This window comes from Pseudomonas grandcourensis, from assembly GCF_039909015.1.
In the GTDB taxonomy this organism is placed as follows: domain Bacteria; phylum Pseudomonadota; class Gammaproteobacteria; order Pseudomonadales; family Pseudomonadaceae; genus Aquipseudomonas; species Aquipseudomonas grandcourensis.
This window is the reverse complement of the sequence record NZ_CP150919.1, coordinates 2809547-2833945: the sequence shown is the minus strand read 5'-3', so window position 1 is coordinate 2833945 and position 24399 is coordinate 2809547. Positions and strand designations below refer to the sequence as shown.

24 protein-coding genes are annotated in these 24399 nt (G+C 61.9%); 13 read left to right on the top strand and 11 right to left on the bottom strand.

All coding sequences use genetic code 11. The features are described 5' to 3' along the window. Positions 1 to 62: 62 nt before the first annotated feature. From AABM52_RS12805 to AABM52_RS12790, 4 genes are all read right to left on the bottom strand, one after another. A complete protein-coding gene (locus AABM52_RS12805; RefSeq protein WP_347912105.1) occupies positions 63 to 1247 on the bottom strand; it encodes a porin in 1185 nt (394 codons plus the stop codon). Positions 1248 to 1456: 209 nt separating this feature from the next. Next, a complete protein-coding gene (locus AABM52_RS12800) occupies positions 1457 to 2263 on the bottom strand; it encodes a sulfite exporter TauE/SafE family protein (RefSeq protein WP_347912104.1) in 807 nt (268 codons plus the stop codon). Positions 2264 to 2272: 9 nt separating this feature from the next. After that, entirely contained in the window at positions 2273 to 3517 is a 1245-nt protein-coding gene (locus AABM52_RS12795) for an FAD/NAD(P)-binding oxidoreductase (protein WP_347912102.1), read from the bottom strand. 78 nt (positions 3518 to 3595) lie between these two features. After that, a complete protein-coding gene (locus AABM52_RS12790) occupies positions 3596 to 3937 on the bottom strand; it encodes a helix-turn-helix transcriptional regulator (protein WP_008052731.1) in 342 nt (113 codons plus the stop codon). Between the two features lie 103 nt (positions 3938 to 4040). Here AABM52_RS12790 and AABM52_RS12785 point away from each other — a divergent pair, with 103 nt between their 5' ends. Then, positions 4041 to 4904: an MBL fold metallo-hydrolase gene (locus AABM52_RS12785; protein ID WP_347912101.1), complete on the top strand. Its 864-nt coding sequence runs from the start codon at positions 4041 to 4043 to the stop codon at positions 4902 to 4904. 19 nt (positions 4905 to 4923) lie between these two features. Here the strand turns inward: AABM52_RS12785 and bkdR are convergent, their stop codons facing one another. Further along, positions 4924 to 5412 (bottom strand): Bkd operon transcriptional regulator BkdR, encoded by a 489-nt coding sequence (bkdR, locus tag AABM52_RS12780; protein WP_007976593.1) that lies wholly within the window; start codon positions 5410 to 5412, stop codon positions 4924 to 4926. 185 nt (positions 5413 to 5597) lie between these two features. Here bkdR and AABM52_RS12775 point away from each other — a divergent pair, with 185 nt between their 5' ends. From AABM52_RS12775 to AABM52_RS12755, 5 genes are all read left to right on the top strand, one after another. Next, on the top strand, positions 5598 to 6833 hold the full coding sequence (locus AABM52_RS12775; protein ID WP_347912099.1) for a 3-methyl-2-oxobutanoate dehydrogenase (2-methylpropanoyl-transferring) subunit alpha: 1236 nt from the start codon (positions 5598 to 5600) through the stop codon (positions 6831 to 6833). Between the two features lies 1 nt (position 6834). After that, positions 6835 to 7893: an alpha-ketoacid dehydrogenase subunit beta gene (locus tag AABM52_RS12770; RefSeq protein WP_015095444.1), complete on the top strand. Its 1059-nt coding sequence runs from the start codon at positions 6835 to 6837 to the stop codon at positions 7891 to 7893. After that, positions 7894 to 9165, top strand: a complete 1272-nt coding sequence (locus AABM52_RS12765) for a dihydrolipoamide acetyltransferase family protein (RefSeq protein ID WP_347912097.1) — start codon at positions 7894 to 7896, stop codon at positions 9163 to 9165. 3 nt (positions 9166 to 9168) lie between these two features. Then, positions 9169 to 10551, top strand: a complete 1383-nt coding sequence (gene lpdA, locus AABM52_RS12760) for a dihydrolipoyl dehydrogenase (protein ID WP_347912096.1) — start codon at positions 9169 to 9171, stop codon at positions 10549 to 10551. A 241-nt stretch (positions 10552 to 10792) separates the two neighbouring features. Then, positions 10793 to 11812: a branched-chain amino acid aminotransferase gene (locus AABM52_RS12755; protein ID WP_095057795.1), complete on the top strand. Its 1020-nt coding sequence runs from the start codon at positions 10793 to 10795 to the stop codon at positions 11810 to 11812. A gap of 91 nt (positions 11813 to 11903) precedes the next feature. Here the strand turns inward: AABM52_RS12755 and AABM52_RS12750 are convergent, their stop codons facing one another. Further along, positions 11904 to 12665 (bottom strand): metalloregulator ArsR/SmtB family transcription factor, encoded by a 762-nt coding sequence (locus tag AABM52_RS12750; RefSeq protein ID WP_347912095.1) that lies wholly within the window; start codon positions 12663 to 12665, stop codon positions 11904 to 11906. Between the two features lie 79 nt (positions 12666 to 12744). On the opposite strand from AABM52_RS12750, the gene AABM52_RS12745 reads away from it, so the two are divergent. Beyond that, on the top strand, positions 12745 to 13854 hold the full coding sequence (locus AABM52_RS12745; RefSeq protein ID WP_347912094.1) for a cytochrome P450: 1110 nt from the start codon (positions 12745 to 12747) through the stop codon (positions 13852 to 13854). Between the two features lie 11 nt (positions 13855 to 13865). Here the strand turns inward: AABM52_RS12745 and dmeF are convergent, their stop codons facing one another. The 3 genes from dmeF to AABM52_RS12730 form a co-directional block, all read right to left on the bottom strand. Continuing rightward, positions 13866 to 14798 (bottom strand): CDF family Co(II)/Ni(II) efflux transporter DmeF, encoded by a 933-nt coding sequence (gene dmeF / locus AABM52_RS12740; protein WP_347912093.1) that lies wholly within the window; start codon positions 14796 to 14798, stop codon positions 13866 to 13868. A gap of 13 nt (positions 14799 to 14811) precedes the next feature. After that, the gene (locus tag AABM52_RS12735; RefSeq protein ID WP_347912092.1) at positions 14812 to 15087 is read right to left on the bottom strand and encodes a metal/formaldehyde-sensitive transcriptional repressor; all 276 of its coding nucleotides are present in this window, start codon (positions 15085 to 15087) and stop codon (positions 14812 to 14814) included. A gap of 128 nt (positions 15088 to 15215) precedes the next feature. Further along, positions 15216 to 15692, bottom strand: coding sequence for an MEKHLA domain-containing protein (locus AABM52_RS12730; RefSeq protein WP_347912091.1), 477 nt, complete (start codon positions 15690 to 15692; stop codon positions 15216 to 15218). A gap of 185 nt (positions 15693 to 15877) precedes the next feature. Between AABM52_RS12730 and AABM52_RS12725 the strand changes: the two genes are divergently transcribed. Continuing rightward, a complete protein-coding gene (locus tag AABM52_RS12725) occupies positions 15878 to 16909 on the top strand; it encodes a D-cysteine desulfhydrase family protein (protein WP_347912090.1) in 1032 nt (343 codons plus the stop codon). Between the two features lie 3 nt (positions 16910 to 16912). On the opposite strand, the gene AABM52_RS12720 is transcribed toward AABM52_RS12725, so the two are convergent. Continuing rightward, complete coding sequence (locus tag AABM52_RS12720; protein ID WP_223535973.1) at positions 16913 to 17251, bottom strand: FKBP-type peptidyl-prolyl cis-trans isomerase; 339 nt, start codon at positions 17249 to 17251, stop codon at positions 16913 to 16915. Positions 17252 to 17423: 172 nt separating this feature from the next. Here AABM52_RS12720 and AABM52_RS12715 point away from each other — a divergent pair, with 172 nt between their 5' ends. The 4 genes from AABM52_RS12715 (at position 17424) to AABM52_RS12700 (ending at position 21505) form a co-directional block, all read left to right on the top strand. Next, positions 17424 to 18497, top strand: a complete 1074-nt coding sequence (locus AABM52_RS12715; RefSeq protein ID WP_347912089.1) for a sensor domain-containing diguanylate cyclase — start codon at positions 17424 to 17426, stop codon at positions 18495 to 18497. Between the two features lie 121 nt (positions 18498 to 18618). Beyond that, the gene (locus AABM52_RS12710; protein WP_347912088.1) at positions 18619 to 19224 is read left to right on the top strand and encodes a DJ-1/PfpI family protein; all 606 of its coding nucleotides are present in this window, start codon (positions 18619 to 18621) and stop codon (positions 19222 to 19224) included. A gap of 185 nt (positions 19225 to 19409) precedes the next feature. Continuing rightward, positions 19410 to 20702 carry an MFS transporter gene (locus AABM52_RS12705; protein WP_347912087.1) on the top strand — a complete coding sequence of 431 codons (1293 nt, stop codon included), beginning with the start codon at positions 19410 to 19412 and terminating at the stop codon, positions 20700 to 20702. 26 nt (positions 20703 to 20728) lie between these two features. Then, complete coding sequence (locus tag AABM52_RS12700) at positions 20729 to 21505, top strand: substrate-binding domain-containing protein (protein WP_347912086.1); 777 nt, start codon at positions 20729 to 20731, stop codon at positions 21503 to 21505. On the opposite strand, the gene AABM52_RS12695 is transcribed toward AABM52_RS12700, so the two are convergent. Further along, on the bottom strand, positions 21495 to 22409 hold the full coding sequence (locus tag AABM52_RS12695; RefSeq protein WP_347912084.1) for a LysR family transcriptional regulator: 915 nt from the start codon (positions 22407 to 22409) through the stop codon (positions 21495 to 21497). The two genes, AABM52_RS12700 and AABM52_RS12695, sit on opposite strands and share 11 nt — an antisense overlap. A 159-nt stretch (positions 22410 to 22568) precedes the next feature. On the opposite strand from AABM52_RS12695, the gene AABM52_RS12690 reads away from it, so the two are divergent. Beyond that, the gene (locus AABM52_RS12690; protein WP_347912083.1) at positions 22569 to 24377 is read left to right on the top strand and encodes a monovalent cation:proton antiporter-2 (CPA2) family protein; all 1809 of its coding nucleotides are present in this window, start codon (positions 22569 to 22571) and stop codon (positions 24375 to 24377) included. Positions 24378 to 24399: the final 22 nt, after the last annotated feature.

The window sequence follows — 24399 nt, the reverse complement described above, 5'->3', positions numbered from 1 at the left end:
GATGGGATGAGACGGTTGGCGACCCTCGCCGCGATGCGCACGGCCAGGGCCACCTCCCGGGGTTACCAGGTCAGCACCGCGCCCACGGCAAAGGTGTCGGTGTTTTCGTTCTGCTCGTCGGTGTCGTGGCCGTTGATTTCGAACTGGTTGTACTCGGCCACCAGCTTGAGGTTGTCGTTCACGTCATGGAACAACGCGATGCCACGGGTCTCGTAGTCCGCACCGCTGCCGACCACACCGTTGCCATCGTCATTGGTCTTGCCGTAGGACAAGGCCAGGCGGTTCTTGCCCAGTTTGTAGGAGCCCTGCAACAGGTAGCCGTCGCTGTCGACGTTGCGCAGGGTCGGCTCGCCGGCATTGTTGGTGAAAAACGGGTTGATGCCCTTGGCCTGGAAACCGGACCCGGTCAGGGACAAGCCGCCCATCTTCGCCTGCACGCCATAACCGACGCCCTTGGAGGTGACGGTCTCGACCGTGGAGTCGGTGTTGTCCGAGGTCTGGTAGCTGCCGTTGACCCAGCTGTAGATCTGGGCCCCGGCCAGGTCGAACTGATAGGTGACTTCGCTCTCGGTACGCGGGTTTTCCTGATAGGCCTTGCCCGTCGGGCTGCTGTCGTTGGTGTCCACCGGGTCCATGATGCCGACCGCCACGCGCAGACCGTCCATCACCGGGGTGCGATAGGTGATCTGCGAGGTCGGGAACGGATACGGGTAACCGGTGCCGATGTTGCCGAACGACACCCCGCCGCCATCCACCAGCCCCAACGTATCGCTGACCTGACCATAACCGGCGAGCATTTCGTCGAGCAGGATGTTGGAACGGGCGAACAGCCCGAAGTCCTTGCCGATCAGTACTTCGCCCCATTCCGGGTTGGCCACGGTGCCGTAGAACTGCCGCACATCGATGGCGGTGTCGGTGCCATTGGTTTGGCTGTCGTTGATGGTGACCCAGAACGAGGCACGGGCGCCGAGCTTGAGATCGTCGACCTGCTTGCCCATGTTGAACCCCAGGTAGTTGGGCAAGAAGCCCATCTTGACCCGCGCCTGTCGACGGTCGAACTGATCGCCGGCGCGGTCGACATCGCTGTTCACGTAGAAGGCGTTGATGTAGCCGTCGGTGGAGAACGTGGTCTGGTCCTTGTCGTACAGCATGATATCCGCCTGGGCCACCTGGCTCAGGCCGAGGGCAGACAGGCTGGCGATAATGGCAGGCAGAAAACGATGCGTGACGTTCTTATTGTTGTGCATGGCGCGCTCCGAAACGGGGGACTGAGTGTCGGAGGCGATTATCGAAACCAGACCGGCGGCGCCATACGCTGCCTTGGGGCTGGTTTTCAGGTGCTTTGGAGGGGCCGGCGGTGCGTGACCGCTATGGCGTAAGACCGCTGGTCGGCGAGGCTCGCCACTTAGGGTGTAGGCCTGTGGACCCCATTGGCGTCCACAGGAACCGGTACCGGCTAGGCGTTGGCCCGAAACAGCATGTAGCCGGCGACCACGACGCAGATGCTGGCGAACCCGATCTGCAACGCCCGCGCCGGCACCCGGGCGCAGAGCTTGCGGCCGATGATCATGCCGACGATGCTGGAAACGATGAAGGCAATGCCCAAACCATCGATGCGCACCCCGGCATGGAACGCGCCGATCACGCCGATGGCCGAAATCAGGCTGATCACCATCAGCGAGGTGGCGATGATCCCGCGCATCTGCACATCGGTCAGTTGTTTGAAGGCCGGGACAATCAGAAAACCGCCGCCCACCCCCAGCAATCCCGAGACCACGCCGGTCACTGCCCCGAGCGCGGCGAGGGTCGCGGTGCATTTAGCGGTCCAGGAAAAGCGCCCGGTTTGTTGATCGAGCATGCAGTTCTTCTGGCCCCAGTTGGCCTGACCGTGATCGCTGGGACCCTCGTCCTTGCGCTCGCGGCGCAACATCCGCCCGGCCACCACGACCATCAGCAGGCTGAACAGGATCATCAGGATTTTTTCCGGCAACTGGTGGGCAAAGTAGATGCCCACCGGCGAAAACACCGCACCGAGCGCGGCGATCAGCAGCGCCGCGCGATAACGCACCAGGCCATGGCGCAAGCCGTCGATGGCACCCACCGCTGCCGCACTGCCCACCGCGAACAACGCCACCGGAGCGGCCTGGGTCATGCTCCAGCCCAACCCCAACACCAGGGCCGGGACCGCAAGGATACCGCCGCCGGCGCCAGTCAGGCCGAGCACCAACCCCATCACTACACCAAACAGACTTGCCAGTAACATAGGGAGTTCTCAGTCGACCTTGGACACACGTGTCAGCCACTCGCGGCCCTTGAGCATACCGTTCCAGTAGAACCACGGTAGCAGTGTCGCCTTCAGCCACCACGCCGAGCGACGCGGGGTCGTCGGGTCAAGGGGAAAGGTCGGCAGCAACTTGCCCGCGTAACCGAACTCGGCAAGGATCACCTTGCCCTTCTCCACCGTCAGCGGACATGAGCCATAACCGTCGTACTTCAGCGGCAGCGGCTGTTGCTTGCGCAAGGCCAGCAGGTTTTCGGCCACCACCACGATCTGCTTGCGCACCGCCGCGGCGGTTTTTGCATTGGTGGTGCCGCAGATATCACCCAGCGCGAAGACGCCGGGATAACGCGGATGCTGCAGGCTGTGGGGGTCGACCTCGCACCAGCCGGCGGCATCGGCCAGCGAACTGCGGGCAACGAAATCCGGGGCCACCTGAGGCGGCACGACATGCAGCAGATCAAAGGTCTTTGCCTGGCGGGTGACATTGCCATCGGCATCCCTGACGTCGAACCATGCGGTTTTCGCCGGGCCGTCGACCTTGACCAGGTTGGAGTTGAAGGCCAGCCGGGCTTTGTACTTCTCGATGTATTTCATCAGCGGCGGGACAAAGGTCGCCACACCGAACAGCGCCGCGCCCGCCAGATTGAATTCGACGTCGATGTTGTTCAGCACACCGGCCTTGCGCCAGTGATCGCAGGACAGGTACAGCGCCTTTTGTGGGGCGCCGGCACATTTGATCGGCATGGCCGGCTGGGTGAACAAAACCTTGCCGCCGCGCAGTTTCTGCACCTGATCCCAGGTGTAGGTCGCGTGGCGATAGCTGTAATTGGAGGTCACGCCGTGCTGGCCGAGGGTGTCCTCCAGGCCTTCGATTTTCTCCCAGGCCAGGCGCAGGCCAGGGCAGACCACCAGGTTTTGATAGCCGACCGTACGCGCGTCACCGAGGGTGAGTTGGCGCTTGTCGGGATCGATGCCCGTCACGGCCGCCTGCAGCCAATGGGCGCCGCGCGGCATCACCGACGCCATAGGCCGCACGGTGTTTTCCACGTTGTAGGCACCACCGCCGACCAGCGTCCAGGCCGGTTGATAGTAGTGCCGGGAGTCGGGTTCGATCACGGTGATGTTCAGGTGCGGGCTACGCTTGAGCAGGCTGGCGACAAGGCCTATGCCTGCGGTGCCGCCGCCGATGACCACGATATCTGCACTGATGGATGGGCCCCAGTGTTGATCGTTCATTGCTTGTTCCTTTTACTGCACGCAAGGATTGAGGCTAGTCGAAGCGAAATCTCATTGGATTTGTGTGCTGGCTTGCATTCAGGGTTGAACCCAGCTTTTAAGCACCGCCCCGCAATAAAGCCCGGAGAGGGTTTTCATCACCTGGATCACTTCGTGACTGGCGAGACCGTAAAAAATGTACTTGCCTTCACGACGGGTGGCGACCAGTCCTTCATCGCGCAGGATCCCCAATTGCTGGGACAGGGTCGGTTGGCGCACGCCGGTCATTTTTTCCAGTTCGCCTACATTGCGTTCGCCCTGGGTCAACTGGCACAGGATCAACAGGCGATCCTCATTGGCCAGGGCCTTGAGCAGCGCACAGGCCTTGGAGGCCGAGGCGCGCAGTTGGGCGACTTCACATTCGTTCAGACTGGATTGCATTTGCAGGATGCCTTCAACGTCACTTAAGCTGCGAACATTATGTTTAAACATAAAGTGTTGCAACCCATGACTGACTTTTCTCCCCCTGCACAGGTTCGTGTCCATGCCCGCGCTGATTGAAGCTTTCCTCGACCCCGCCTCCTCGACCTACAGCTACGTGGTCTACGAGGCCGATGGCGGGCAGTGTGCGATTGTCGATCCGGTGCTCGACTACGACGCAGCCGCCGGGCGTACCGCGACCGCCCAGGCCGATAAAATCATCGCCTTCGTCCGCGCCCGTCACTTGCAAGTGCAATGGCTGCTGGAAACCCACGCCCACGCCGATCACCTGTCCGCCGCGCCGTACCTGCGCGGGGTGCTTGGCGGCAAAATCGCCATTGGCGAGTCGATCAGCAAGGTCCAGGACGTGTTCAAGGCGCTGTTCAATCTCGAGCCATCCTTTCGCGTCGACGGCTCCCAGTTCGATCACCTGTTCGCCCCCAACGAATCGTTCATGATCGGCAACCTCAAGGCGACCGCTCTGCACGTGCCCGGCCATACCCCGGCGGACATGGCTTACCTGATCGACGAAGATGTGATTCTGGTGGGCGATACGATGTTCATGCCCGACGTCGGCTCTGCCCGTTGTGACTTCCCCGGTGGCAATGCCAATCAGATGTTCGCCTCGATCCAGAAACTGCTGGCCTTTCCCGCCAGCGTGCGCCTCTACGTCTGCCACGACTATCCGCCCGAGGGACGCGCGTCCCAATGCATGACCACCGTCGGTGAACAGCGCAAAAGCAATATCCACGTACGAGACGGCATCGACGAAAACGCCTTCGTGGAAATGCGCACCCGACGCGATGCCGGGTTGGGGATGCCGACACTATTACTGCCGGCGATCCAGGTGAATGTGCGGGCGGGGAGCTTGCCGCCGGCCGAGGACAACGGCGTGACCTACCTGAAAATCCCGATCAACAAGCTCTAAAGCGGCGATCCTTTGACCTTCAATTACCCAGCGTCAACCCATTGGCCGGCAACGGCAGCGCAGTCTTGTACCGAACCTGCTTGAGCGCAAAGCTCGAACGGATGTTCGCCACCCCCGGGACTTTGGTCAGAAAGTCCATCATGAAACGCTCCAGCGACTGGATGGTCGGCACCAGCACCCGGATCAGGTAGTCCGGGTCGCCGGCCATCAGGTAGCACTCCATCACTTCGGGGCGATCGGAAATCGCCTCTTCGAAATGCTGCAACGCCTCCTCCACCTGCTTCTCCAGGCTGACGTGAATGAACACGTTCACATGCAGCCCCAACAGGTCGGCATCGAGCAGCGTCACTTGCTCGCGAATCACCCCCAGTTCTTCCATGGCCTTGACCCGGTTGAAACACGGGGTCGGCGACAGGTTCACCGAACGCGCCAGGTCGGCGTTGGTGATGCGTGCGTTCTCTTGAAGGCTGTTGAGAATGCCGATGTCGGTACGGTCAAGTTTACGCATGAGACAAAACCACCTGTTTTTTGTGCTTATGCAGGTTTTTTATCTGCAAATGATCTTTAGCGCAACGAAACAGAGAGAAATATTCTTCTTGGCCGGGCCTATGATTGTTGTAGGACAAGATTTCTTCTACCGAAGGAAAACTGTCAGCTCACTACAAGAAATTCACAAGATCGAGCGTAGAAGCCATGACCCAAGCGTATGAACCGCTGCGCCTGCACGTCCCCGAACCCTCGGGCCGTCCCGGCTGTAAAACCGACTTCTCCTACCTGCATCTGACCGATGCCGGCACGGTGCGCAAACCCCAAATCGACGTTGAACCGGCTGACACGGCTGACCTGGCCCGTGGACTGATTCGCGTGCTCGACGACCAGGGCAACGCCCTCGGCCCCTGGGCCGAAGGCGTCTCTAGCGAGATCCTGCGCAAGGGCATGCGTGCCATGCTCAAGACCCGCATCTACGACAACCGCATGGTGGTTGCCCAGCGTCAGAAAAAGATGTCGTTCTACATGCAGAGCCTTGGCGAAGAAGCCATCGGCAGTGCCCAGGCCCTGGCCCTGAACATCGACGACATGTGCTTCCCGACCTACCGCCAGCAAAGCATCCTGATGGCCCGCGACGTTCCGCTGGTCGGCCTGATCTGCCAGCTGCTGTCCAACGAGCGCGATCCGCTCAAGGGACGTCAGTTGCCGATCATGTACTCGGTCAAGGAGTCCGGTTTCTTCACCATCTCCGGCAACCTCGCCACCCAGTTCATCCAGGGTGTGGGCTGGGGCATGGCCTCTGCGATCAAGGGCGACACCAAAATCGCCTCGGCCTGGATCGGCGACGGCGCCACCGCCGAGTCGGACTTCCACACCGCCCTGACCTTCGCCCACGTGTACCGCGCGCCGGTGATCCTCAACGTGGTCAACAACCAGTGGGCGATCTCCACCTTCCAGGCGATTGCCGGTGGTGAAGCCACCACCTTCGCCGGTCGCGGCGTCGGTTGCGGCATTGCCTCCCTGCGGGTCGACGGCAACGATTTCTACGCGGTCTACGCCGCCTCTGCCTGGGCCGCCGAACGTGCGCGCCGCGGCCTCGGCCCGACCATGATCGAATGGGTCACCTACCGCGCCGGCCCGCATTCGACCTCTGATGATCCGTCGAAATACCGTCCCGCCGATGACTGGAGCCACTTCCCGCTGGGTGATCCGATTGCGCGCCTCAAGCAGCACCTGATCAAGACCGGTCACTGGTCCGAAGAAGAGCACGCCGCCGTCAGCGCCGAACTCGAAGCCCAAGTGATCGCCGCACAGAAAGAAGCCGAGCAGTACGGCACCCTCGCCGGCGGCCAGATTCCGAGCGCCGCGACCATGTTCGAAGACGTCTACAAAGAGATGCCGGAGCACTTGAAGCGCCAGCGCCAAGAGTTGGGGATCTGACATGAACGATCACAACAACAATATCGAGCTGGAAACCGCCATGACCACGACCACCATGACCATGATCCAGGCCCTGCGCTCGGCCATGGATGTGATGCTTGAACGTGACGACAACGTCGTGGTCTTCGGCCAGGACGTGGGCTACTTCGGCGGCGTGTTCCGCTGCACCGAAGGCCTGCAGAACAAGTACGGCACCTCCCGGGTGTTCGACGCGCCGATCTCCGAAAGCGGCATCGTCGGTGTCGCCGTGGGCATGGGCGCCTACGGTCTGCGTCCGGTAGCTGAAATCCAGTTCGCCGACTACGTCTACCCGGCCTCCGACCAGATCATTTCCGAAGCCGCCCGCCTGCGTTACCGCTCGGCCGGCGAGTTCACCGCACCGATGACCCTGCGCATGCCTTGCGGCGGCGGCATCTACGGCGGCCAGACCCACAGCCAGAGCATCGAGGCGATGTTCACCCAGGTCTGCGGCTTGCGCACGGTGATGCCGTCCAACCCGTACGACGCCAAGGGCCTGTTGATCGCCTCCATCGAAAACGATGACCCGGTGATCTTCCTCGAGCCGAAACGCCTGTACAACGGCCCGTTCGACGGCCACCACGACCGCCCGGTAACCCCGTGGTCGAAGCACCCCGCCGCGCAAGTGCCGGATGGCTACTACACCGTGCCGCTGGACGTCGCTGCTATCACCCGTCCGGGCAAGGACGTCACCGTGCTGACCTACGGCACCACCGTGTACGTATCGCAAGTCGCTGCTGAAGAAAGCGGCGTTGATGCCGAAGTCATCGACCTGCGCAGCCTGTGGCCGCTGGACCTGGAAACCATCGTCAAATCGGTGAAAAAGACCGGCCGTTGCGTGGTGGTGCACGAAGCCACCCGTACCTGCGGCTTTGGTGCCGAACTGGTGTCGCTGGTGCAAGAGCATTGCTTCCACCACCTGGAAGCGCCGATCGAACGCGTCACCGGTTGGGACACCCCCTACCCGCACGCGCAAGAGTGGGCGTATTTCCCAGGCCCGTCCCGAGTGGGCGCGGCGTTGAAACGGGTCATGGAGGTCTGAATGGGCACGCACGTTATTAAAATGCCGGACATTGGTGAAGGCATTGCAGAAGTTGAATTGTCGGTATGGCACGTCAAGGTCGGCGACATGGTCGTCGAAGATCAGGTGCTGGCCGATGTCATGACCGACAAAGCGATGGTCGATATCCCGTCGCCGGTGCATGGCAAGGTCATTGCCCTCGGTGGCCAGCCGGGCGAAGTCATGGCGGTCGGCAGTGTACTGATCAGCATTGAAGTCGAAGGCGCGGGCAACGTTAAGGAGTCGGCGCAACCGGCACCTGTGAAACAAGCGCCAGTCGCAGCGCCGAAAGTCGAAGCCGTGGTGGAAAGCAAACCGGTTGCCGCCCCAGCGCCGAAAGCTGCCGTATGCCAGGGCCCGATGGTCGCTCGCGCAGCCGATGAACGCCCCTTGGCTTCCCCGGCCGTACGCAAGCATGCGCTGGACCTGGGCATTCAGTTGCGTCTGGTCCGTGGCAGCGGCCCGGCCGGTCGTGTGCTGCATGAAGACCTCGACGTCTACCTGGCCCAGGGTCAGTCGAATGCATCGACGGTCAGCAGCGGCTACACCCAGCGCACCGACGAACAGCAGATCCCGGTGATCGGCATGCGCCGCAAGATCGCCCAGCGCATGCAGGACGCCACCCAACGCGCCGCCCACTTCAGCTACGTCGAAGAAATCGACGTCACCGCCGTGGAAGAGTTGCGCGCGCACCTCAACGAAAAACACGGCGCGACTCGCGGCAAGCTGACTTTGCTGCCGTTCCTGGTCCGCGCCCTGGTTGTCGCCCTGCGCGACTTCCCGCAGATCAATGCCCGTTACGACGACGAAGCCCAGGTCATCACTCGCCTTGGTGCAGTGCATGTCGGCATCGCCACCCAGGCCGACATCGGTTTGATGGTGCCGGTGGTGCGTCATGCCGAAGCCCGCAGCCTGTGGGACAACGCGGCCGAAATCTCCCGTTTGGCCACTGCCGCACGCAATGGCAAGGCCAGCCGCGACGAGCTGTCCGGCTCGAGCATCACCCTGACCAGCCTTGGCGCCTTGGGCGGCATCGTCAGCACGCCGGTGCTGAACCTGCCGGAAGTGGCAATTGTCGGCGTCAACAAGATCGTCGAACGGCCGATGGTGATCAAAGGCCAGATCGTGATCCGCAAGATGATGAACCTCTCCAGCTCCTTCGATCACCGCGTGGTCGACGGCATGGATGCGGCGCTATTCATCCAGGCCATTCGTGGTCTGCTCGAACAACCCGCCACCCTGTTTGTGGAGTAAGTCATGCAAACTCTGAACACCACGCTGCTGATCATCGGCGGCGGCCCTGGCGGTTATGTGACGGCGATCCGTGCCGGTCAGTTGGGCATCCCGACCATTCTGGTGGAAGGCCAATCGTTGGGCGGCACCTGCCTGAACATCGGCTGCATTCCGTCCAAGGCACTGATTCACGTCGCCGAGCAATTTCATCAGACCCGGCACCACCATCAGCTTTCGCCCCTGGGCATCAGCGTTTCCGCGCCGACGCTGGACATCACCAAGAGCGTCGAATGGAAAGACGGCATCGTCGATCGCCTGACCACCGGCGTCGCGGCGCTGCTGAAAAAGAATAAGGTCCAGGTCGTTCAAGGCTGGGCCAAGGTGGTTGACGGTAAAACCATCGATGTTGGCGACACGCGCATTCTGTGCGAGCACCTGGTGCTGGCCACCGGTTCGAAAAGCGTGAACCTGCCGATGTTGCCGATTGGCGGCCCGATCATTTCGTCCACCGAAGCGCTTGCGCCGACCTCCGTGCCGAAACGACTGATCGTGGTCGGTGGCGGTTACATCGGTCTGGAGCTGGGCATTGCCTATCGCAAGCTCGGCGCCGAGGTCAGCGTGGTGGAAGCGCAGGAGCGCATCCTGCCGGCCTACGACGCCGAACTGACCCAGCCTGTGCACGACGAACTGAGAAAACTCGGCGTGAAGCTTTACTTGAAGCACAGCGTGCAAGGCTTCGATTCAAAAGAAAATAGCCTGCAAGTACTGGCCCCGAACGGCGCGACCCTGAACCTGGAAACCGATCAGGTGCTGGTGGCCGTCGGTCGCAAGCCGAACACCCAGGGCTGGAACCTCGAAGCGCTGAACCTGGACATGAACGGTTCGTCGATCAAGATCGACCACCGTTGCCAGACCAGCATGCGCAACGTGTATGCCATCGGCGACCTGAGCGGCGAACCGATGCTCGCGCACCGGGCCATGGCCCAGGGCGAGATGGTCGCCGAGCTGATCAGCGGTAAATCCCGCGAGTTCAACCCGACCGCCATCGCCGCCGTGTGCTTCACCGACCCGGAACTGGTGGTGGTCGGCAAGACCCCGGACGAGGCCAACGCCGCAGGTTTGGACTGCATCGTGTCGAGCTTCCCGTTCGCCGCCAACGGCCGGGCGATGACCCTGGAGTCGAAAAGCGGCTTCGTGCGCGTGGTCGCTCGTCGGGACAATCATGTGATTGTCGGCTGGCAGGCGGTGGGCGTTGGGGTGTCGGAGTTGTCCACGGCGTTCGCGCAAAGCCTGGAAATGGGCGCGCGGCTGGAAGACATCGGCGGCACCATCCATGCGCACCCGACCCTGGGTGAGGCGGTGCAGGAAGCCGCCTTGCGCGCGCTGGGGCATGCGTTGCATCTGTAAAGATCAAAAGATCGCAGCCTGCGGCAGCTCCTACAGGTAGCCGCCGATCCCGTAGGAGCTGCCGCAGGCTGCGATCTTTTCGACGAATAACCGGGAAGTTTAATAAGCAGGCTAATAAATCTGCTTCTCCCCCTATCGTCTGGGCTGCGATTTAGCCCAAGAATGAAGTATTGTTGTCCCCATCCAAAAAACGTCAGAAGCCTTGAACCGTTTCGACGGTTGTTCAGTGATAGAGGGTGTCATGGGTAACGAAAGCATCAATTGGGACAAGCTGGGTTTTGACTACATCAAGACCGACAAGCGCTATCTGTCGTACTTTCGCAATGGCGAGTGGGACAAAGGCACCCTGACCGAAGATAACGTGCTGCACATCAGCGAAGGCTCCACAGCCCTTCACTATGGCCAGCAATGCTTCGAAGGCATGAAGGCCTATCGTTGCAAGGACGGCTCGATCAACCTGTTCCGCCCGGACCAGAACGCCCTGCGCATGCAGCGCAGCTGCGCCCGCCTGCTGATGCCGCAGGTGGAAACCGAGCAGTTCATTGAAGCCTGCAAGGAAGTGGTCCGCGCCAACGAACGTTTCATCCCGCCTTACGGCACCGGCGGCGCGCTGTACCTGCGCCCGTTCGTGATCGGCGTGGGTGACAACATCGGCGTGCGTACCGCCCCCGAGTTCATCTTCTCGATCTTCTGCATTCCGGTCGGCGCCTACTTCAAGGGCGGCCTGACCCCGCACAACTTCCAGATCTCCAGCTACGACCGCGCCGCGCCACAAGGCACCGGTGCCGCCAAGGTCGGTGGCAACTACGCCGCCAGCCTGATGCCGGGCTCCAAGGCCAAGAAAGCCCACTTCGCCGACGCCATCTACCTGGATCCGATGACCCACACCAAGATCGAGGAAGTCGGTTCGGCCAACTTCTTCGGGATCACCCACGACAACAAGTTCGTGACCCCGAACTCGCCATCGGTACTGCCGGGCATCACCCGTCTGTCGCTGATCGAGCTGGCCAAGACTCGTCTGGGCCTGGAAGTGATCGAAGGCGACGTGCTCATCGACAAGCTCTCCGACTTCAAGGAAGCCGGCGCTTGCGGTACTGCCGCGGTGATCACGCCAATCGGCGGCATCGACTACAACGACCACCTGCACGTGTTCCACAGCGAAACCGAAGTCGGCCCGGTCACCCAGAAGCTCTACAAAGAGCTGACCGGCGTGCAAACCGGCGATATCGAAGCGCCAGCGGGCTGGATCGTCAAGGTTTGACCTGACACCAGACGCACAAAAGCCCCCCATCGGGTGACCGATGGGGGGCTTTTTCATGGCCGAATGAAAAGATTGCAGCCTGCGGCGGCGCCTACAATGGCCGCCGCCCAACCCCCGTAGGAGCTGCCGCAGGCTGCGATCTTTTGCCATCGCGCTCAATGGGCAACTCAACCCCGAACCGCCCTGCCATCTCCCTGCGCCCCAACGCCGTCAACGCCAACGCCCGACTGTCCAGATCCTGGGTCACCCACTTGCGCTTGAGCGCCGTTTGCAGCAACGCCGCCCCCAGCGACCCGCCCAGATGTGGCCGGCGCATGCTCCAGTCCAGGCACGGGCAGGCAAAGCGGCGGCGCAAGGTGCTCAAGTCCTGCACCTCGATCCCGAGCCCTTGAAACATTGCCGTACCGCTGTCGCTCAAGCGATAGGCCTGTTCGTCGGTTTCCTCAAGCCAGCCCGCTTCGAGCATCCGGTCATGCATCAGCACCGCCAGGGTGCCGGCCATGTGGTCGTAGCAGGTGCGGGCAAATTGCAGGCGATCCGGGGTCCGCGCACGGAAGCCCGGCGCGGCGTACTGGCCGATCACCATCAGTGCCTCCAGGGCCTGGGCCACGCGTTTGTCCGCCAGGCTGTAATAGCGGTGACGTCCCTGGACGTGCAGCCGCACCAGCGCCAGCTCCTTGAGTTTGGCCAGGTGGGCACTGGCGGTCGACGCGCTGACTTCGGCCACCGCCGCCAGTTCGGTACTGGTACGGGCGTGGCCGTCCATCAGCGAACAGAGGATTTTCGTCCGCGCCGGCTCAGCGATGGCTGCCGCCACCTGCGAGACGCCGATGTCGTGTTGTTCTGCGCTCATATTTCGCTCCCGGACGAATCAATGCCCTTTCGGACTGGAGATAGTAGCAACACTTTCCAACAACAAAAGGCTGTGACCCATGGACCCGATCATCGCTGCGACCCATGCCGATCCTTATCCCTACTACGCACAACTGCGTGCCGAGGGCGGGCTGGCTTTTCATCCGGTGCTGAACCTGTGGGTGGCCAGTAGCGCCCGGGCGGTGGCCGCCGTGCTGGCCCATCCCGATTGCCACGTTCGCCCCGCGCAGGAGCCAGTCCCCAGGGTGATTGCCGATGGCATGGCCGGCCAGGTGTTCGGCCAATTGATGCGCATGAATGAAGGTGAACGCCAGCATTGTCCACGGTCGGCGATTGCGCCGGGGCTGGAGTTGATCGATACACGGGAAGTCGAAGCTCTGGTCAACGCCCGATTGATGACTGCGGATGCCGCTGGCCTGTACAACGCCATGTTTCGTGGACCGGTGTGCGTGGTGGCGGCGTTGTTGGGGTTCACCCCGGCCCAGGGCCGCGCCATCAGCGAGTTGACGGCGGATTTCGTCGCCTGCCTGTCGCCCTTGAGCGACGCGGCACAATTGACCGCCGCCAACGCTGCCGCCGAACACTTGAGCGGTTACTTCATCGAATTGCTCGACGATCCGCACAACCACAGCCCTTTGCTGGCAGGTATCGGCCAGCGCTTCGCCTGCGGCGCACCGCAAACCCTGATCGCCAACCTGATCGGCCTGTGCTCCCAGACCTTCGAGGCCACTGCCGGGCTGATCGGCAGCACCGTGTTGGCCTTGATTCATCATTCGTCGCTGCGCAGCGAATCAACCTCTGTCGAAGACCTGCTGGCCGAAGTGCAGCGCTTCGACCCGCCGGTACAGAACACCCGCCGTTTCGTCGCCGCCCCCTGCGAGGTTGACGGGGTGAGGCTGAACGCCACCGACGTGATCCTGGTGCTGCTGGCCTCGGCCAATCGCGACCCGCAGCTCAACGACAACCCCGACACCTTCCTGCTCGACCGCCCGAACCGGCGCAGCTTCACCTTCGGTGCGGGGCGTCATCAATGCCCGGGGCAGCGCCTGGCGATGAGCATTGCAGGTGCCACGCTCAAGCAATTTCTGGCGATGCGACCGGCACTGGAGCAACTGAAACGGCAATACCGCCCATCCACGAATGGACGGATTCCGTTATTCAGTGATTGAGCGAAAGCCGCTCAAGCCGTGCGGTACTCGACGGTCAGGTGCGACAGTTCATGGACCGGCGCCAGGCGTTCGCGAATGGTGTCGGCACTGACATTGGCCGCGGCCACAACGCTGACAATCGCGGCCCGCGCCTGGGGGCCGACCTGCCAGACATGCAGATCGCTGATGCGCACATCGTCCGATGACTCCAGCAGTTCACGAATTTCATCGGCAACGTGCTCATCCGTGACATCGAGCAACACCGCAGCGCTGTCACGCATCAATCCAACGGCCCATTTCGCGATCACGATGGCGCCCACAATGCCCATCACCGGGTCCAGCCACACCCATCCCAGATAGCGCCCGGCCAGCAATGCGGCAATCGCCAGCACCGAGGTCAAGGCGTCGGCCAACACATGGACATAGGCCGAGCGCAGGTTGTTGTCGTGATGGTGATGATGGCCGTGGTCATGGCTGTGTCCGTGATCGTGGCCATGATGACCGTGGTCGCCCGCCAGCAAAAAGGCACTGGCGATGTTCACTGCCAACCCGACCACCGCAATCACCGTCGCTTCGGTGAATGCCACGGTCGTCGGCTGAAACAGGCGATAAACGGATTCACCGGCAATGCCGATCGCCACCAGCCCCAGCACCATGGCCGAGGCAAAACCCGCGAGATCCCCGACCTTGCCGGTGCCGAAGCTGTAGCGCGCGTTGTTGGCATTGCGCCGTGCGAATCCATAGGCCGCCGCCGCGATGCCCAAGGCCCCGGCATGGGTGGCCATGTGAAAACCATCGGCCAGCAGCGCCATGGAACCAGTGATGTAACCGGCAGCAATTTCACCAATCATCATCACGAACGTCAGCGCCACCACCCATAAGGTGCGACGGGCGTTTTCATCATGGGATGCGCCGAGAAACACATGGTCGTGGGCAAAACGCGAAGCCTGGGGTGTCTGTTTCATGGAATTCAGGCCTCTATTTGGCATAACGGCGGATGGCCAGCAACAAGTCTTCCACGCCCTGGGCGCGATCCTCATCGCTCAAGTCCGGATGGGCCACGTGCTCGCGGGCATGGGCGTCGATGAATTGCTCCAGCAGACCATTGACCGCGCCCCGAATGGCCGCGACCAGGTGCAGGGTCTTGGCGCAATCGGCATCGGTCTCAAGCGCTCGCTCTACCGCTTCCACCTGCCCGGCAATCCGTCTGACCCGCTTGATCAAGTCATCTTTATGTTCGTGAATGTGCGACATACCTATACCCCCTACCCCTATATGGCGCGTATGTTCACCGATAGAGCGGAGCCTGGCAAGTCACAACCCGATGACAGGTCGGCCTGACATCAATATTCGCCAGCCAGCTAGTTGCTAAAGGACTTGGTTCAACACCCCAATTGCCCGACCCGCTCTGCATCCGGCCAGAACAACGCCGCCTGCCCTACTCGCACACCCTGTTGATCAATGAGCGTCCACACCTTGCCTTCATGAATCATGAAGGCATTACCCTGCCGGTCCACCCGATAGCCACTGTAACCGTGGGCAATGCCATGGGCCGTGACTTGTTCCAGCAGGGTCTGGCGCACGGCGCGGTCCAGTGGCGAGGCGCTGAACCGTGACGGCATGCCCAGAAACTCCGGGCGCGGGTACTTGAAGCAGGCCAGCGCCTGTTCGTTGGCGTAGAAGAACAGAGGGTCGTCCTCCGTGCCGTGGGCCAGCAGACTGTAAGGCGCGTGGGCGTGCAGCCAGTGCAGGCGTTCAGGCCCGGTCAGCAACTGCGGGGCTGGCAGGGGTTCACCGGTCCAGTGCCGATAGGACTCGTCCAGCAGTTCGATCGCCGTGGCGTATTCGTTGATTGGCAACCCGCCTTCTCCTCTTCAGATCGTGGTTTCAAGCCCGGCCAGCCTATCCAAAGCAGCCTGGAAAGTCCCGCCGCCCGGCCGATTAGTTACACCGTGTTAAAACAGTCATGACCGGCAGTGCGTTTATCCCACCGGCCTTTCTCCATAAAGTCAGCCTGATCATGGTGAACAACGAGGCTCGATCGATGCAGACCCAACTGGACAAGTCCCTGAGTGCTTTTGCGCGGGCAGACCTGCTGCAAGGTCCCACGCCCATTCAGCGGGCTGCGCGAATCGAACAACTGCTGGGGCTGGACAAGCAGGGTATCGGCCTGTTTCTCAAACGCGACGACCATATGTTGATCGGCGCGGGCGGCAACAAGTTGCGCAAGCTTGAATTCCATATCGGCGCGGCGCTGCAAGCCGGGGTCGATACGATCATTACCGTGGGCGGCATCCAGTCCAATCATGCGCGCCTGACTGCCGCGGTGTGCGCCCGGCTGGGCATCGCCTGCGAGCTGTTCCTGACCCGGGCCGTGGCCAAAGCCGAGGTGGATTACGAACTCAACGGCAATGTGCTGCTCGACCAGCTATTCGGCGCGCAGATGCAGGTGTTTGCCGGCGGTACCGACTCACTGGCCAAAGCCGAGGCCAGGGCGGCACAGCTTCGGGATTGCGGACGCAAGGTCATGGTGCTGCCGACGGGTGGCTCGACCCCCTTGGGCAGCCTCGGCTATGCCCGCTGTGCAGCGGAAATCGCCCTGCAAGAGGCGGAGCTGGATCTGACGCTCAATCAAGTGGTGGTCCCCAACGGCAGCGCCGGGACCCATGCCGGGCTCGCGGCGGGTTTCCATTTGCTTGGCCGGGGTACTTCCTTGGTCAAGTCGTTCTCGGTGTTGTCCGACCAGGACTCATCAGCGGCGAGAACTCTGCAATTGACCCAAGAGACATTGGCGCTCCTGGGCAGCAGCGCCGAGGTGCAGGCTGATGAGATGGTGATTGACGGCAGCCAGTTGGGCGCCGGCTATGGCCTGCCAACCGCCGCCATGCAGGACGCGGTACGCCTGATGGCGCGTGCCGAAGGCCTGCTGGTCGACCCGGTGTACTCCGGCAAAGCCTTTGCGGGTTTGCTGGCCGAGCTGCAGCAAGGGCGCTTCGCCCCCGGGGACAACGTGCTGTTCGTCATGACCGGCGGTACGCCCGGCCTCTACGCGTACCGGGAAACCTTTCAGGCCTGAGGATCAATCATCCCGCGTCAGCACTTCCAGCAATTCAATTTCGAAGATCAGGTTCGAATTCGGCGTGATCTTGCCCATGGTGCGTTCGCCATAGGCCAGGTGCGCCGGCACCAGCAACTTGCGCTTGCCACCGACCTGCATGCCGATGATGCCCTGGTCCCAGCCCTTTATGACCCGACCGGTGCCGATCACGCACTGGAAGGGTTTGCCCCGGCTGTAGGAAGAATCGAATTCGGTCCCGTCCTCCAGCCAGCCACGGTACTGGGTGGTGATCAGCGCGCCTTTTACGGCGGCTTTTCCGTCACCCACCTGAAGATCGATTACCTGAAGCTCGTCATTCATTGAATTCACTCGTATGCTCTCTCGCCCTCAAGGGCCTGATGGGCGCCGTTTTCCCAGATTTGCCCTCGATTGGCAACCATTGCTGACTCCCGCGCGGCGTTCAAAGCTGTTTGCTGAACTAAAATAATCAACAATTACCCGTACGGTTCACCGCCCTGATGGCCATCCCCGAATGATCCTGCTCTGGACCAGCGTCATCCTTGGTTCAACGACGCTCACCCTGATCGTCGCGCTGGTCTGGCGCGAACGTTCGCTGCAAAAGCAACTGGCCGAATATCGCAGCATCGTCACCCGCCTGTCCGAAAGCCGGAACATCCACCAGGACGGCGACGCCGAGCGCTTCAAACGCAGCCAGTACTTTGCCCGCATCGGCACCTGGGATTGGGATGTCGACACCGACCGGTTGTATTGGTCAGACGCGATTTTCGGCATGTTTGGCTTCAAGATCGGCGAAGTGACGCCCTCCTACGCCCTGTTCTGCTCCTGCGTGCATCCGGACGACCGGCTCAGGGTTCGGGCCGGCGAACTGCGTTGCCTGGAAACCGGCGAAAACCATGACGAGGAATACCGCGTGGTCTGGCCCGACGGAACGATCCGCTGGCTGCGGGAAACCGGCAACGTGGTCAAGAATGACCACGACGAAACGATCAAGATGATGGGCGTGGTACGCGACATCACTGAAGAAAAGGCCTCGGCCAACTACCTCAAGCACCTGGCCCATTACGACCCGTTGACCGGCCTGCCCAATCGCCTGGTGCTCGAGGAGCGCCTGTCCGAAGCCCTGGAGCTGGCGCGCGCCAGTGCCACGCGGGTGGCGCTGGTGTTTGTCGATCTCAATGGCTTCAAGGCCATCAACGACCATTATGGTCATGCCGCCGGCGACCGGGTGCTGGTCACGACCGCCACACGGCTCAAGCGCATCCTGCGCGGCACCGACACCGTCGCCCGGATCGGCGGCGACGAATTCGTGGTCATTCTCCAGGGTCTGCCCCAGGGCAAAAACCTGCAAGACGAAGCGCGCAGCATCTGCCAGCAAATCTTCGTCGAACTCTCCCCGCCCGTGACCATCGGCAACGACCAGCGCCACATCGGCACCAGCCTCGGGGTCGCGGTGTTCCCCGATCATGCGCCGAGCATTGACCGCTTGCTGCACATTGCCGACCTGGCGATGTATGAGGCCAAGCGCAGCGGGAACAATCAGTATCGGCTGGGCACCGTGAGCGTGGTGCGGGCACATAGCGAATAGCGTTTCGTCGCCTGGTGCCGGGGCGCGTTACATGACTGTTATCATAATAATCTTTCGAACTGTACCGGCTACGTTGAGTTGCACCCGCGTAGGCTGGTCGAAAACTCAGCGGAATTTCGCCATGCACATCGCCATTCTGACCTTTGACGGTTTCAACGAACTGGATTCGCTGATCGCCTACGGCATGCTCAGCAGGGTTTCCCTGCTCGGGGACAAGGACTGGCGCGTGAGCATCGCGTCGCCGACGCCGCAGGTCACGTCGATGAATGGTTTGACCATCGATGCACACATCGATCTCGCCGAGGCCTGTCAGGCGGATGCAGTGCTGGTGGGCAGTGGCCGCAAGACCCGGGAAGTGGCTGCCACTCCCGGGATCATGGAGCAACTGCAATTCGATCCCGCACGCCAACTGCTGGCTGCCCAGTGTTCCGGCACCTTCCTGCTGGCCAAGCTTGGGTTGCTCGGCGATGCCCCGGCCTGCACCGACGCAATCAGCAAGCCCTGGGTGGTGGAAGCCGGGGTCAATGTCGTCAACCAGGCCTTCTACGCCAACGGCAACATTGCCACCGCCGGTGGCTGCCTGGCGTCGCCGTACCTCGCGGCCTGGATCCTGGCCCGGTTGAAAGGCCGCGAAACAGCCCGGGAAGTGCTGAACAATTTTGCCCCGGTGGGTGAGAAGGATGAGTATGTGGCCCGGGGGATGGCTCATATCGAGGCGTTTATCTGATCGTTGAGCCATCCAGCCTGACGCAGGCACAGCCCTATCCCTGGATGCATTGATCCACTTTGCACATCAATGCATGCCAACAATGCAATTAACATATCGATGCCCCTGCTCCACTATCCGCCCCAATAAGAACCGTGCGCCGCGTCCAGTCGGCGCACGTCATAAAAGCGGTGGAGTATTTATCGATGACAGCCTCAATCCCGCGCGGACGCTCTCGCGCCAGCGCCATTTTCCGGGTCACCTCGGGCAACTTCCTCGAACAGTTCGACTTCTTCCTTTTCGGTTTCTATGCCACGCAGATCGCTGCCGTGTTCTTTCCCGCCAGCAGCGAATTCGCCTCGCTGATGATGACCTTCGCGGTGTTTGGTGCAGGCTTCCTGATGCGCCCATTGGGTGCCGTGGTGCTGGGTGCCTATATCGATGATGTGGGTCGACGCAAAGGGTTGATCGTGACCCTGTCGATCATGGCCAGCGGCACGATCCTGATTGTGCTGGTGCCCGGTTACGAAACCATCGGTCTGTTCGCCCCGGCCCTGGTGCTGATCGGGCGGCTGCTGCAGGGCTTTTCCGCCGGTGCGGAACTGGGCGGCGTATCGGTGTATCTCGCCGAGATCGCCACACCTGGTAACAAGGGCTTTTTCACCAGTTGGCAGTCGGGCAGCCAGCAAGTGGCGATCATCGTCGCCGCCGCGCTGGGTTACGCCTTGAACCAGTGGATGGCACCGAGTGTGATAGCCGATTGGGGCTGGCGGATTCCGTTCTTCGTCGGCTGCATGATCGTGCCGTTCATCTTCCTGCTGCGCCGCAACCTGGAGGAAACCGAAGAGTTCGCCACCCGCAAACACCGCCCGAGCATGGGTGAGGTGTTCCGTACCCTGGGGCAAAACTGGCTGACCGTGTTCGCTGGCATGATGATGGTCGCCCTGACCACCACCGCCTTCTACCTGATCACGGTGTACGCGCCGACCTTCGGTAAAACCGTGCTGCACCTGAGCACGTCCGATGCGCTGCTGGTGACATTGCTGGTGGGCGTTTCGAATTTCATCTGGCTGCCGATTGGCGGCGCACTCTCGGACCGCATCGGTCGACGCCCGGTGTTGATCACCATGGCCTTGCTGGCCATCGCCACCACCTACCCGGTGCTGACCTATCTGGTGAACGCGCCCAGCTTCATCCACATGCTGCTGGTGCTGTTGTGGCTGTCGTTCATCTACGGCCTGTACAACGGCGCGATGATCCCGGCGCTGACGGAGATCATGCCCGTGGAAGTCCGGGTGGCCGGTTTCTCCCTCGCCTATAGCCTGGCCACGGCCGTGTTCGGCGGGTTCACCCCGGCGATATCGACCTTGTTGATCCAGTACACCGGCGACAAGGCGGCGCCGGGTTACTGGATGAGCTTTGCAGCACTGTGCGCGCTGTGCGCCACGCTCATGCTCTATCGCCGCGCCTCGAATCATCTGCAACCGGTGGCGTCGTGAACCGGCCCTTCATTGAGAACATGACCATGAAAAAAACCGTCAATCTTGCCGCCCTCGCATTGATGGCCAGCCTGGGCTTGAGCGGCATTGCCCAGGCTGAAGAGATCCGTGTGATGACCTCCGGCGGCTTCACGGCGGCCTACAAGATCCTCGGCCCGAAATTCGCCGCCTCCACCGGCAACACCCTCGACACCGCGCTCGGCCCCTCCATGGGCAAGGCCCCGGAAGCGATCCCCAATCGCCTGGCTCGGGGTGAGCAAGCCGACGTGGTGATCATGGTCGGCTACGCACTGGACGACTTGATCAAGCAGGGCAAGGTCGACCCGGCTTCCCGTGTCGAACTGGCGGATTCGCGCATTGGACTGGTGGTGCGCGAAGGTGCGCCGAAACCGGATATCAGCAACGTCGAGGGCCTGAAAAAGACCCTGCTCGACGCCAAATCGGTGGCCTACTCCGACAGCGCCAGCGGCGTGTACATCGAGCAGCAGCTGTTCAAACGCCTGGGGATCGAAGACCAGCTCAAGCCCAAGTCGACCATGGTGGCGAAAATCCCCGTGGGCTCGGTGGTTGCCACTGGCGACTATCAACTGGGCTTCCAGCAGGTCAGCGAATTGTTGCCGGTGCCGGGGGTCAGTTTCGTGGCGAAGATTCCGGAGTCAGTGCAGTCGGTCACCCGGTTTGCCGCCGGTATCCCGGTAGGTGCCCGGCACCCGGCCGAAGCCAGGGCCTTGCTGCAATACATGGCCTCGGCCCAGGCTCAACCGGACGTGAAAGCGACCGGGCTGGACTCAGTCAGCCACTGACCGACGGCTGCAGGACTTTCATCTCCACCACCAGCCGTTCCAGCTCCAATGCCGCCGGGGTCAGCGTTCGACCCCGGCGCTTGATCAGACCGACGCTGCGCATCACCTGCGGATCGGTCAACGGCACCCGCGTCAGGATCGGATGGTCCGCTGCCGGCATCGCCATCAACGGCACCGCCGCCACGCCCAACCCGGCCTCCACCAGCCCGATCATGGTGGTCACGTGACGGGTTTCGCAGATACTCGGCCGCTGCGGCACCACGCCGGTCAGCGCCTGATCCAGCAGAAAACGGTTGCCCGAGGTTTTATCCAGCGAGATGTAGTCCTGCTGATAGAACTCGTCCCAGGTGACACTGCTTCGCCCCGCCAGCGGATGATCGCGCCGACACGCCACCACATACCCTTCTTGCACCAAAGGCTCGAAATCCACTTCGGCTTCCAGCGTGCCCATGAAGCTCAGGCCGAAATCCGCTTCGCCATTGACCACCGCGCTCAATACGTCGTGGGCGCTGGAGTCCAGCACCTTGACCTTGATCCGTGGAAACTGCCGGTGATAGTGCGCAATCACCCGCGGCATGAAGTAGTAGGCCGCCGAGGGCACACAGGCGACTGTGACATGGCCGAGCCGGGTCGAAGCGACTTCGCTGATGCCCAGCAATGCCACGTCCAGATCGTCCAGCAGGCGTTCGACGCTGGGCATGAAACCCCGTCCGGCCTGGGTCAGGCTGACCTTGCGTGTGGTGCGCTCGAACAGCCGCACGCCGAGGGCGTCCTCAAGCTTTTCGATGCGCCGGCTCAAGGCTGGCTGGGAAATGCGCACCGTATCGGCGGCCTTGCGAAAGCTGCCCTGCTCGACCACGGCACGGAAAGCCTGCAGATCGTTGAGGTCGAAGTTGATCGCCATGGGGACTACTCGAGAAGGACAGCTGGATTGATCAGCTAATTCTATAAATGTAACCAATTAATGCAAACTGTAACATCCGGGCCCGAGCGTTTTGCTGACGCCGGAGGGCTCAGCCTTTATTCTTGTCACCCCCGCAGTACCGAGTCCTGGAGTTTTCTCATGCCCCATGAAGGCAACCCGCTACAAACCGCTGTCGTGTTTCTGATGGCGGCCGTGCTCATCGTCCCCTTGGCCAAGCGCCTGCAACTGGGTGCGGTGCTGGGCTATCTGTTTGCCGGGGTGATCATCGGCCCGTCGGTGCTGGGCCTGATCGACAATCCACAAAGCGTCGCGAACATTTCCGAACTCGGCGTGGTGTTGCTGTTGTTCATCATCGGCCTGGAACTGTCGCCGCGACGCCTGTGGGTGATGCGCAAATCAGTGTTTGGCGTGGGTCTGGCGCAAGTGTTGCTCACCGGCACTGTGATTGGCGTGGTGGCGCTGTGGCTGTTTGGCCAGCCGTTGAATACCGCGATCGTCCTGGGCCTGGGCCTGGCGCTGTCGTCCACGGCGTTCGGCCTGCAAAGCCTGGCTGAACGCAAGGAACTGACCAGCCCCCACGGGCGGCTGGCGTTCGCGATTCTGCTGTTTCAGGACATCGCCGCGATCCCCTTGATCGCCATGGTGCCGTTGCTTGCCGGTGGCGATCACAGCACCACCGCCAGCGAAGACCTGAACCACGGCCTGCAAGTGCTGGCCAGCATCGCCGTGGTGGTGATCGGCGGGCGTTATCTGCTGCGGCCGGTGTTTCGCGTGGTGACCAAAACCGCGCTGCCAGAGGTCTCCACCGCCACGGCGTTGCTGGTGGTGATCGGCACGGCCTGGCTGATGGAGCTGGTCGGCATTTCCATGGCCCTGGGCGCCTTCCTCGCCGGCCTGCTGCTGGCGGACTCCGAATATCGCCATGAACTGGAAGCCCAGATCGAACCGTTCAAGGGCCTGTTGCTCGGGCTGTTTTTCATCAGCGTCGGCATGGGCGCGAACCTGAGCCTGTTGCTGAGCATGCCGGTGGCGGTGTTGGGCCTGACCCTGCTGCTGATCGCGATCAAACTGCCACTGCTGTTCATTGTCGGTCGCCTGGCCGGGGGCTTGAACAAGGTCAGTGCGATCCGTCTGGGTATCGTGTTGGCGGCCGGTGGTGAGTTTGCCTTCGTGGTGTTCAAGATCGGGCGCGATCACGGGCTGTTCGCCGCAGAGCTATATGACTTGCTGGTGCTGACCATCACCCTGTCCATGGCCGTGACGCCGCTGTTGCTGCTGCTTTGCGCACGCTTGGTCAGCCCGAAAGTGCAACCGGTGGAAGTGCCGGAGAAGTTCCGCGAAATCGACGCCGACGCGCCACGGGTGGTGATCGCCGGTATGGGTCGCATGGGCCAGATCGTTGCGCGGATATTGCGTGCGCAGAACATCAAGTTCGTGGCCCTCGACACCTCAGTGGAAACCATCGAACTGTCCCGCAGCTTTGGTGGCGTGCCGGTGTTCTACGGCGACCCGATGCGCCCGGAAATCCTCAACGCGGCCAAGGTCGGGGAAGCCGAGTATTTCGTGATCGCCACCGACGACCCGGACACCAACATCAAGACCGCCGAACTGGTGCGCAAGCTCTACCCGCACATGAAAATCATCGCCCGCGCCCGTAACCGCCAGCATGTGCACCGACTGATGGACGTCGGCGCACACGCCGTGCGCGAAACCTTCCATTCGAGCCTGGAAATGAGCCGGCAAACCCTGATCGGCCTGGGATTGACCCAGGCCCAGGCGGATGCGCGGATCAAGCGTTTCAAGCAGCACGACGAAGAGGTGCTTGAAGCCCAGCATGCGGTGTATGACGACGCCGTGAAAGTGATGCAGACCGCGCAGGAAGCACGGGTCGAGCTGGGCAGGTTATTCGAGTCGGATCAACTGCAGGAGCAAGCGGGCAAAAATTGAGGTGACTTCGAGGGCCTCTTCG

Coding starts and splice junctions, on each gene's coding strand:
- lpdA (WP_347912096.1), top strand. CDS start 9,169: ATGCAAACTCTGAACACCACGCTGCTGATCATCGGCGGCGGCCCTGGC.
- AABM52_RS12785 (WP_347912101.1), top strand. CDS start 4,041: ATGCCCGCGCTGATTGAAGCTTTCCTCGACCCCGCCTCCTCGACCTAC.
- AABM52_RS12755 (WP_095057795.1), top strand. CDS start 10,793: ATGGGTAACGAAAGCATCAATTGGGACAAGCTGGGTTTTGACTACATC.
- bkdR (WP_007976593.1), bottom strand. CDS start 5,412: ATGCGTAAACTTGACCGTACCGACATCGGCATTCTCAACAGCCTTCAA.
- AABM52_RS12745 (WP_347912094.1), top strand. CDS start 12,745: ATGGACCCGATCATCGCTGCGACCCATGCCGATCCTTATCCCTACTAC.
- AABM52_RS12710 (WP_347912088.1), top strand. CDS start 18,619: ATGCACATCGCCATTCTGACCTTTGACGGTTTCAACGAACTGGATTCG.
- AABM52_RS12805 (WP_347912105.1), bottom strand. CDS start 1,247: ATGCACAACAATAAGAACGTCACGCATCGTTTTCTGCCTGCCATTATC.
- AABM52_RS12765 (WP_347912097.1), top strand. CDS start 7,894: ATGGGCACGCACGTTATTAAAATGCCGGACATTGGTGAAGGCATTGCA.
- AABM52_RS12800 (WP_347912104.1), bottom strand. CDS start 2,263: ATGTTACTGGCAAGTCTGTTTGGTGTAGTGATGGGGTTGGTGCTCGGC.
- dmeF (WP_347912093.1), bottom strand. CDS start 14,798: ATGAAACAGACACCCCAGGCTTCGCGTTTTGCCCACGACCATGTGTTT.
- AABM52_RS12715 (WP_347912089.1), top strand. CDS start 17,424: ATGATCCTGCTCTGGACCAGCGTCATCCTTGGTTCAACGACGCTCACC.
- AABM52_RS12725 (WP_347912090.1), top strand. CDS start 15,878: ATGCAGACCCAACTGGACAAGTCCCTGAGTGCTTTTGCGCGGGCAGAC.
- AABM52_RS12690 (WP_347912083.1), top strand. CDS start 22,569: ATGCCCCATGAAGGCAACCCGCTACAAACCGCTGTCGTGTTTCTGATG.
- AABM52_RS12720 (WP_223535973.1), bottom strand. CDS start 17,251: ATGAATGACGAGCTTCAGGTAATCGATCTTCAGGTGGGTGACGGAAAA.
- AABM52_RS12795 (WP_347912102.1), bottom strand. CDS start 3,517: ATGAACGATCAACACTGGGGCCCATCCATCAGTGCAGATATCGTGGTC.
- AABM52_RS12750 (WP_347912095.1), bottom strand. CDS start 12,665: ATGAGCGCAGAACAACACGACATCGGCGTCTCGCAGGTGGCGGCAGCC.
- AABM52_RS12695 (WP_347912084.1), bottom strand. CDS start 22,409: ATGGCGATCAACTTCGACCTCAACGATCTGCAGGCTTTCCGTGCCGTG.
- AABM52_RS12770 (WP_015095444.1), top strand. CDS start 6,835: ATGAACGATCACAACAACAATATCGAGCTGGAAACCGCCATGACCACG.
- AABM52_RS12735 (WP_347912092.1), bottom strand. CDS start 15,087: ATGTCGCACATTCACGAACATAAAGATGACTTGATCAAGCGGGTCAGA.
- AABM52_RS12705 (WP_347912087.1), top strand. CDS start 19,410: ATGACAGCCTCAATCCCGCGCGGACGCTCTCGCGCCAGCGCCATTTTC.
- AABM52_RS12775 (WP_347912099.1), top strand. CDS start 5,598: ATGACCCAAGCGTATGAACCGCTGCGCCTGCACGTCCCCGAACCCTCG.
- AABM52_RS12790 (WP_008052731.1), bottom strand. CDS start 3,937: ATGCAATCCAGTCTGAACGAATGTGAAGTCGCCCAACTGCGCGCCTCG.
- AABM52_RS12700 (WP_347912086.1), top strand. CDS start 20,729: ATGAAAAAAACCGTCAATCTTGCCGCCCTCGCATTGATGGCCAGCCTG.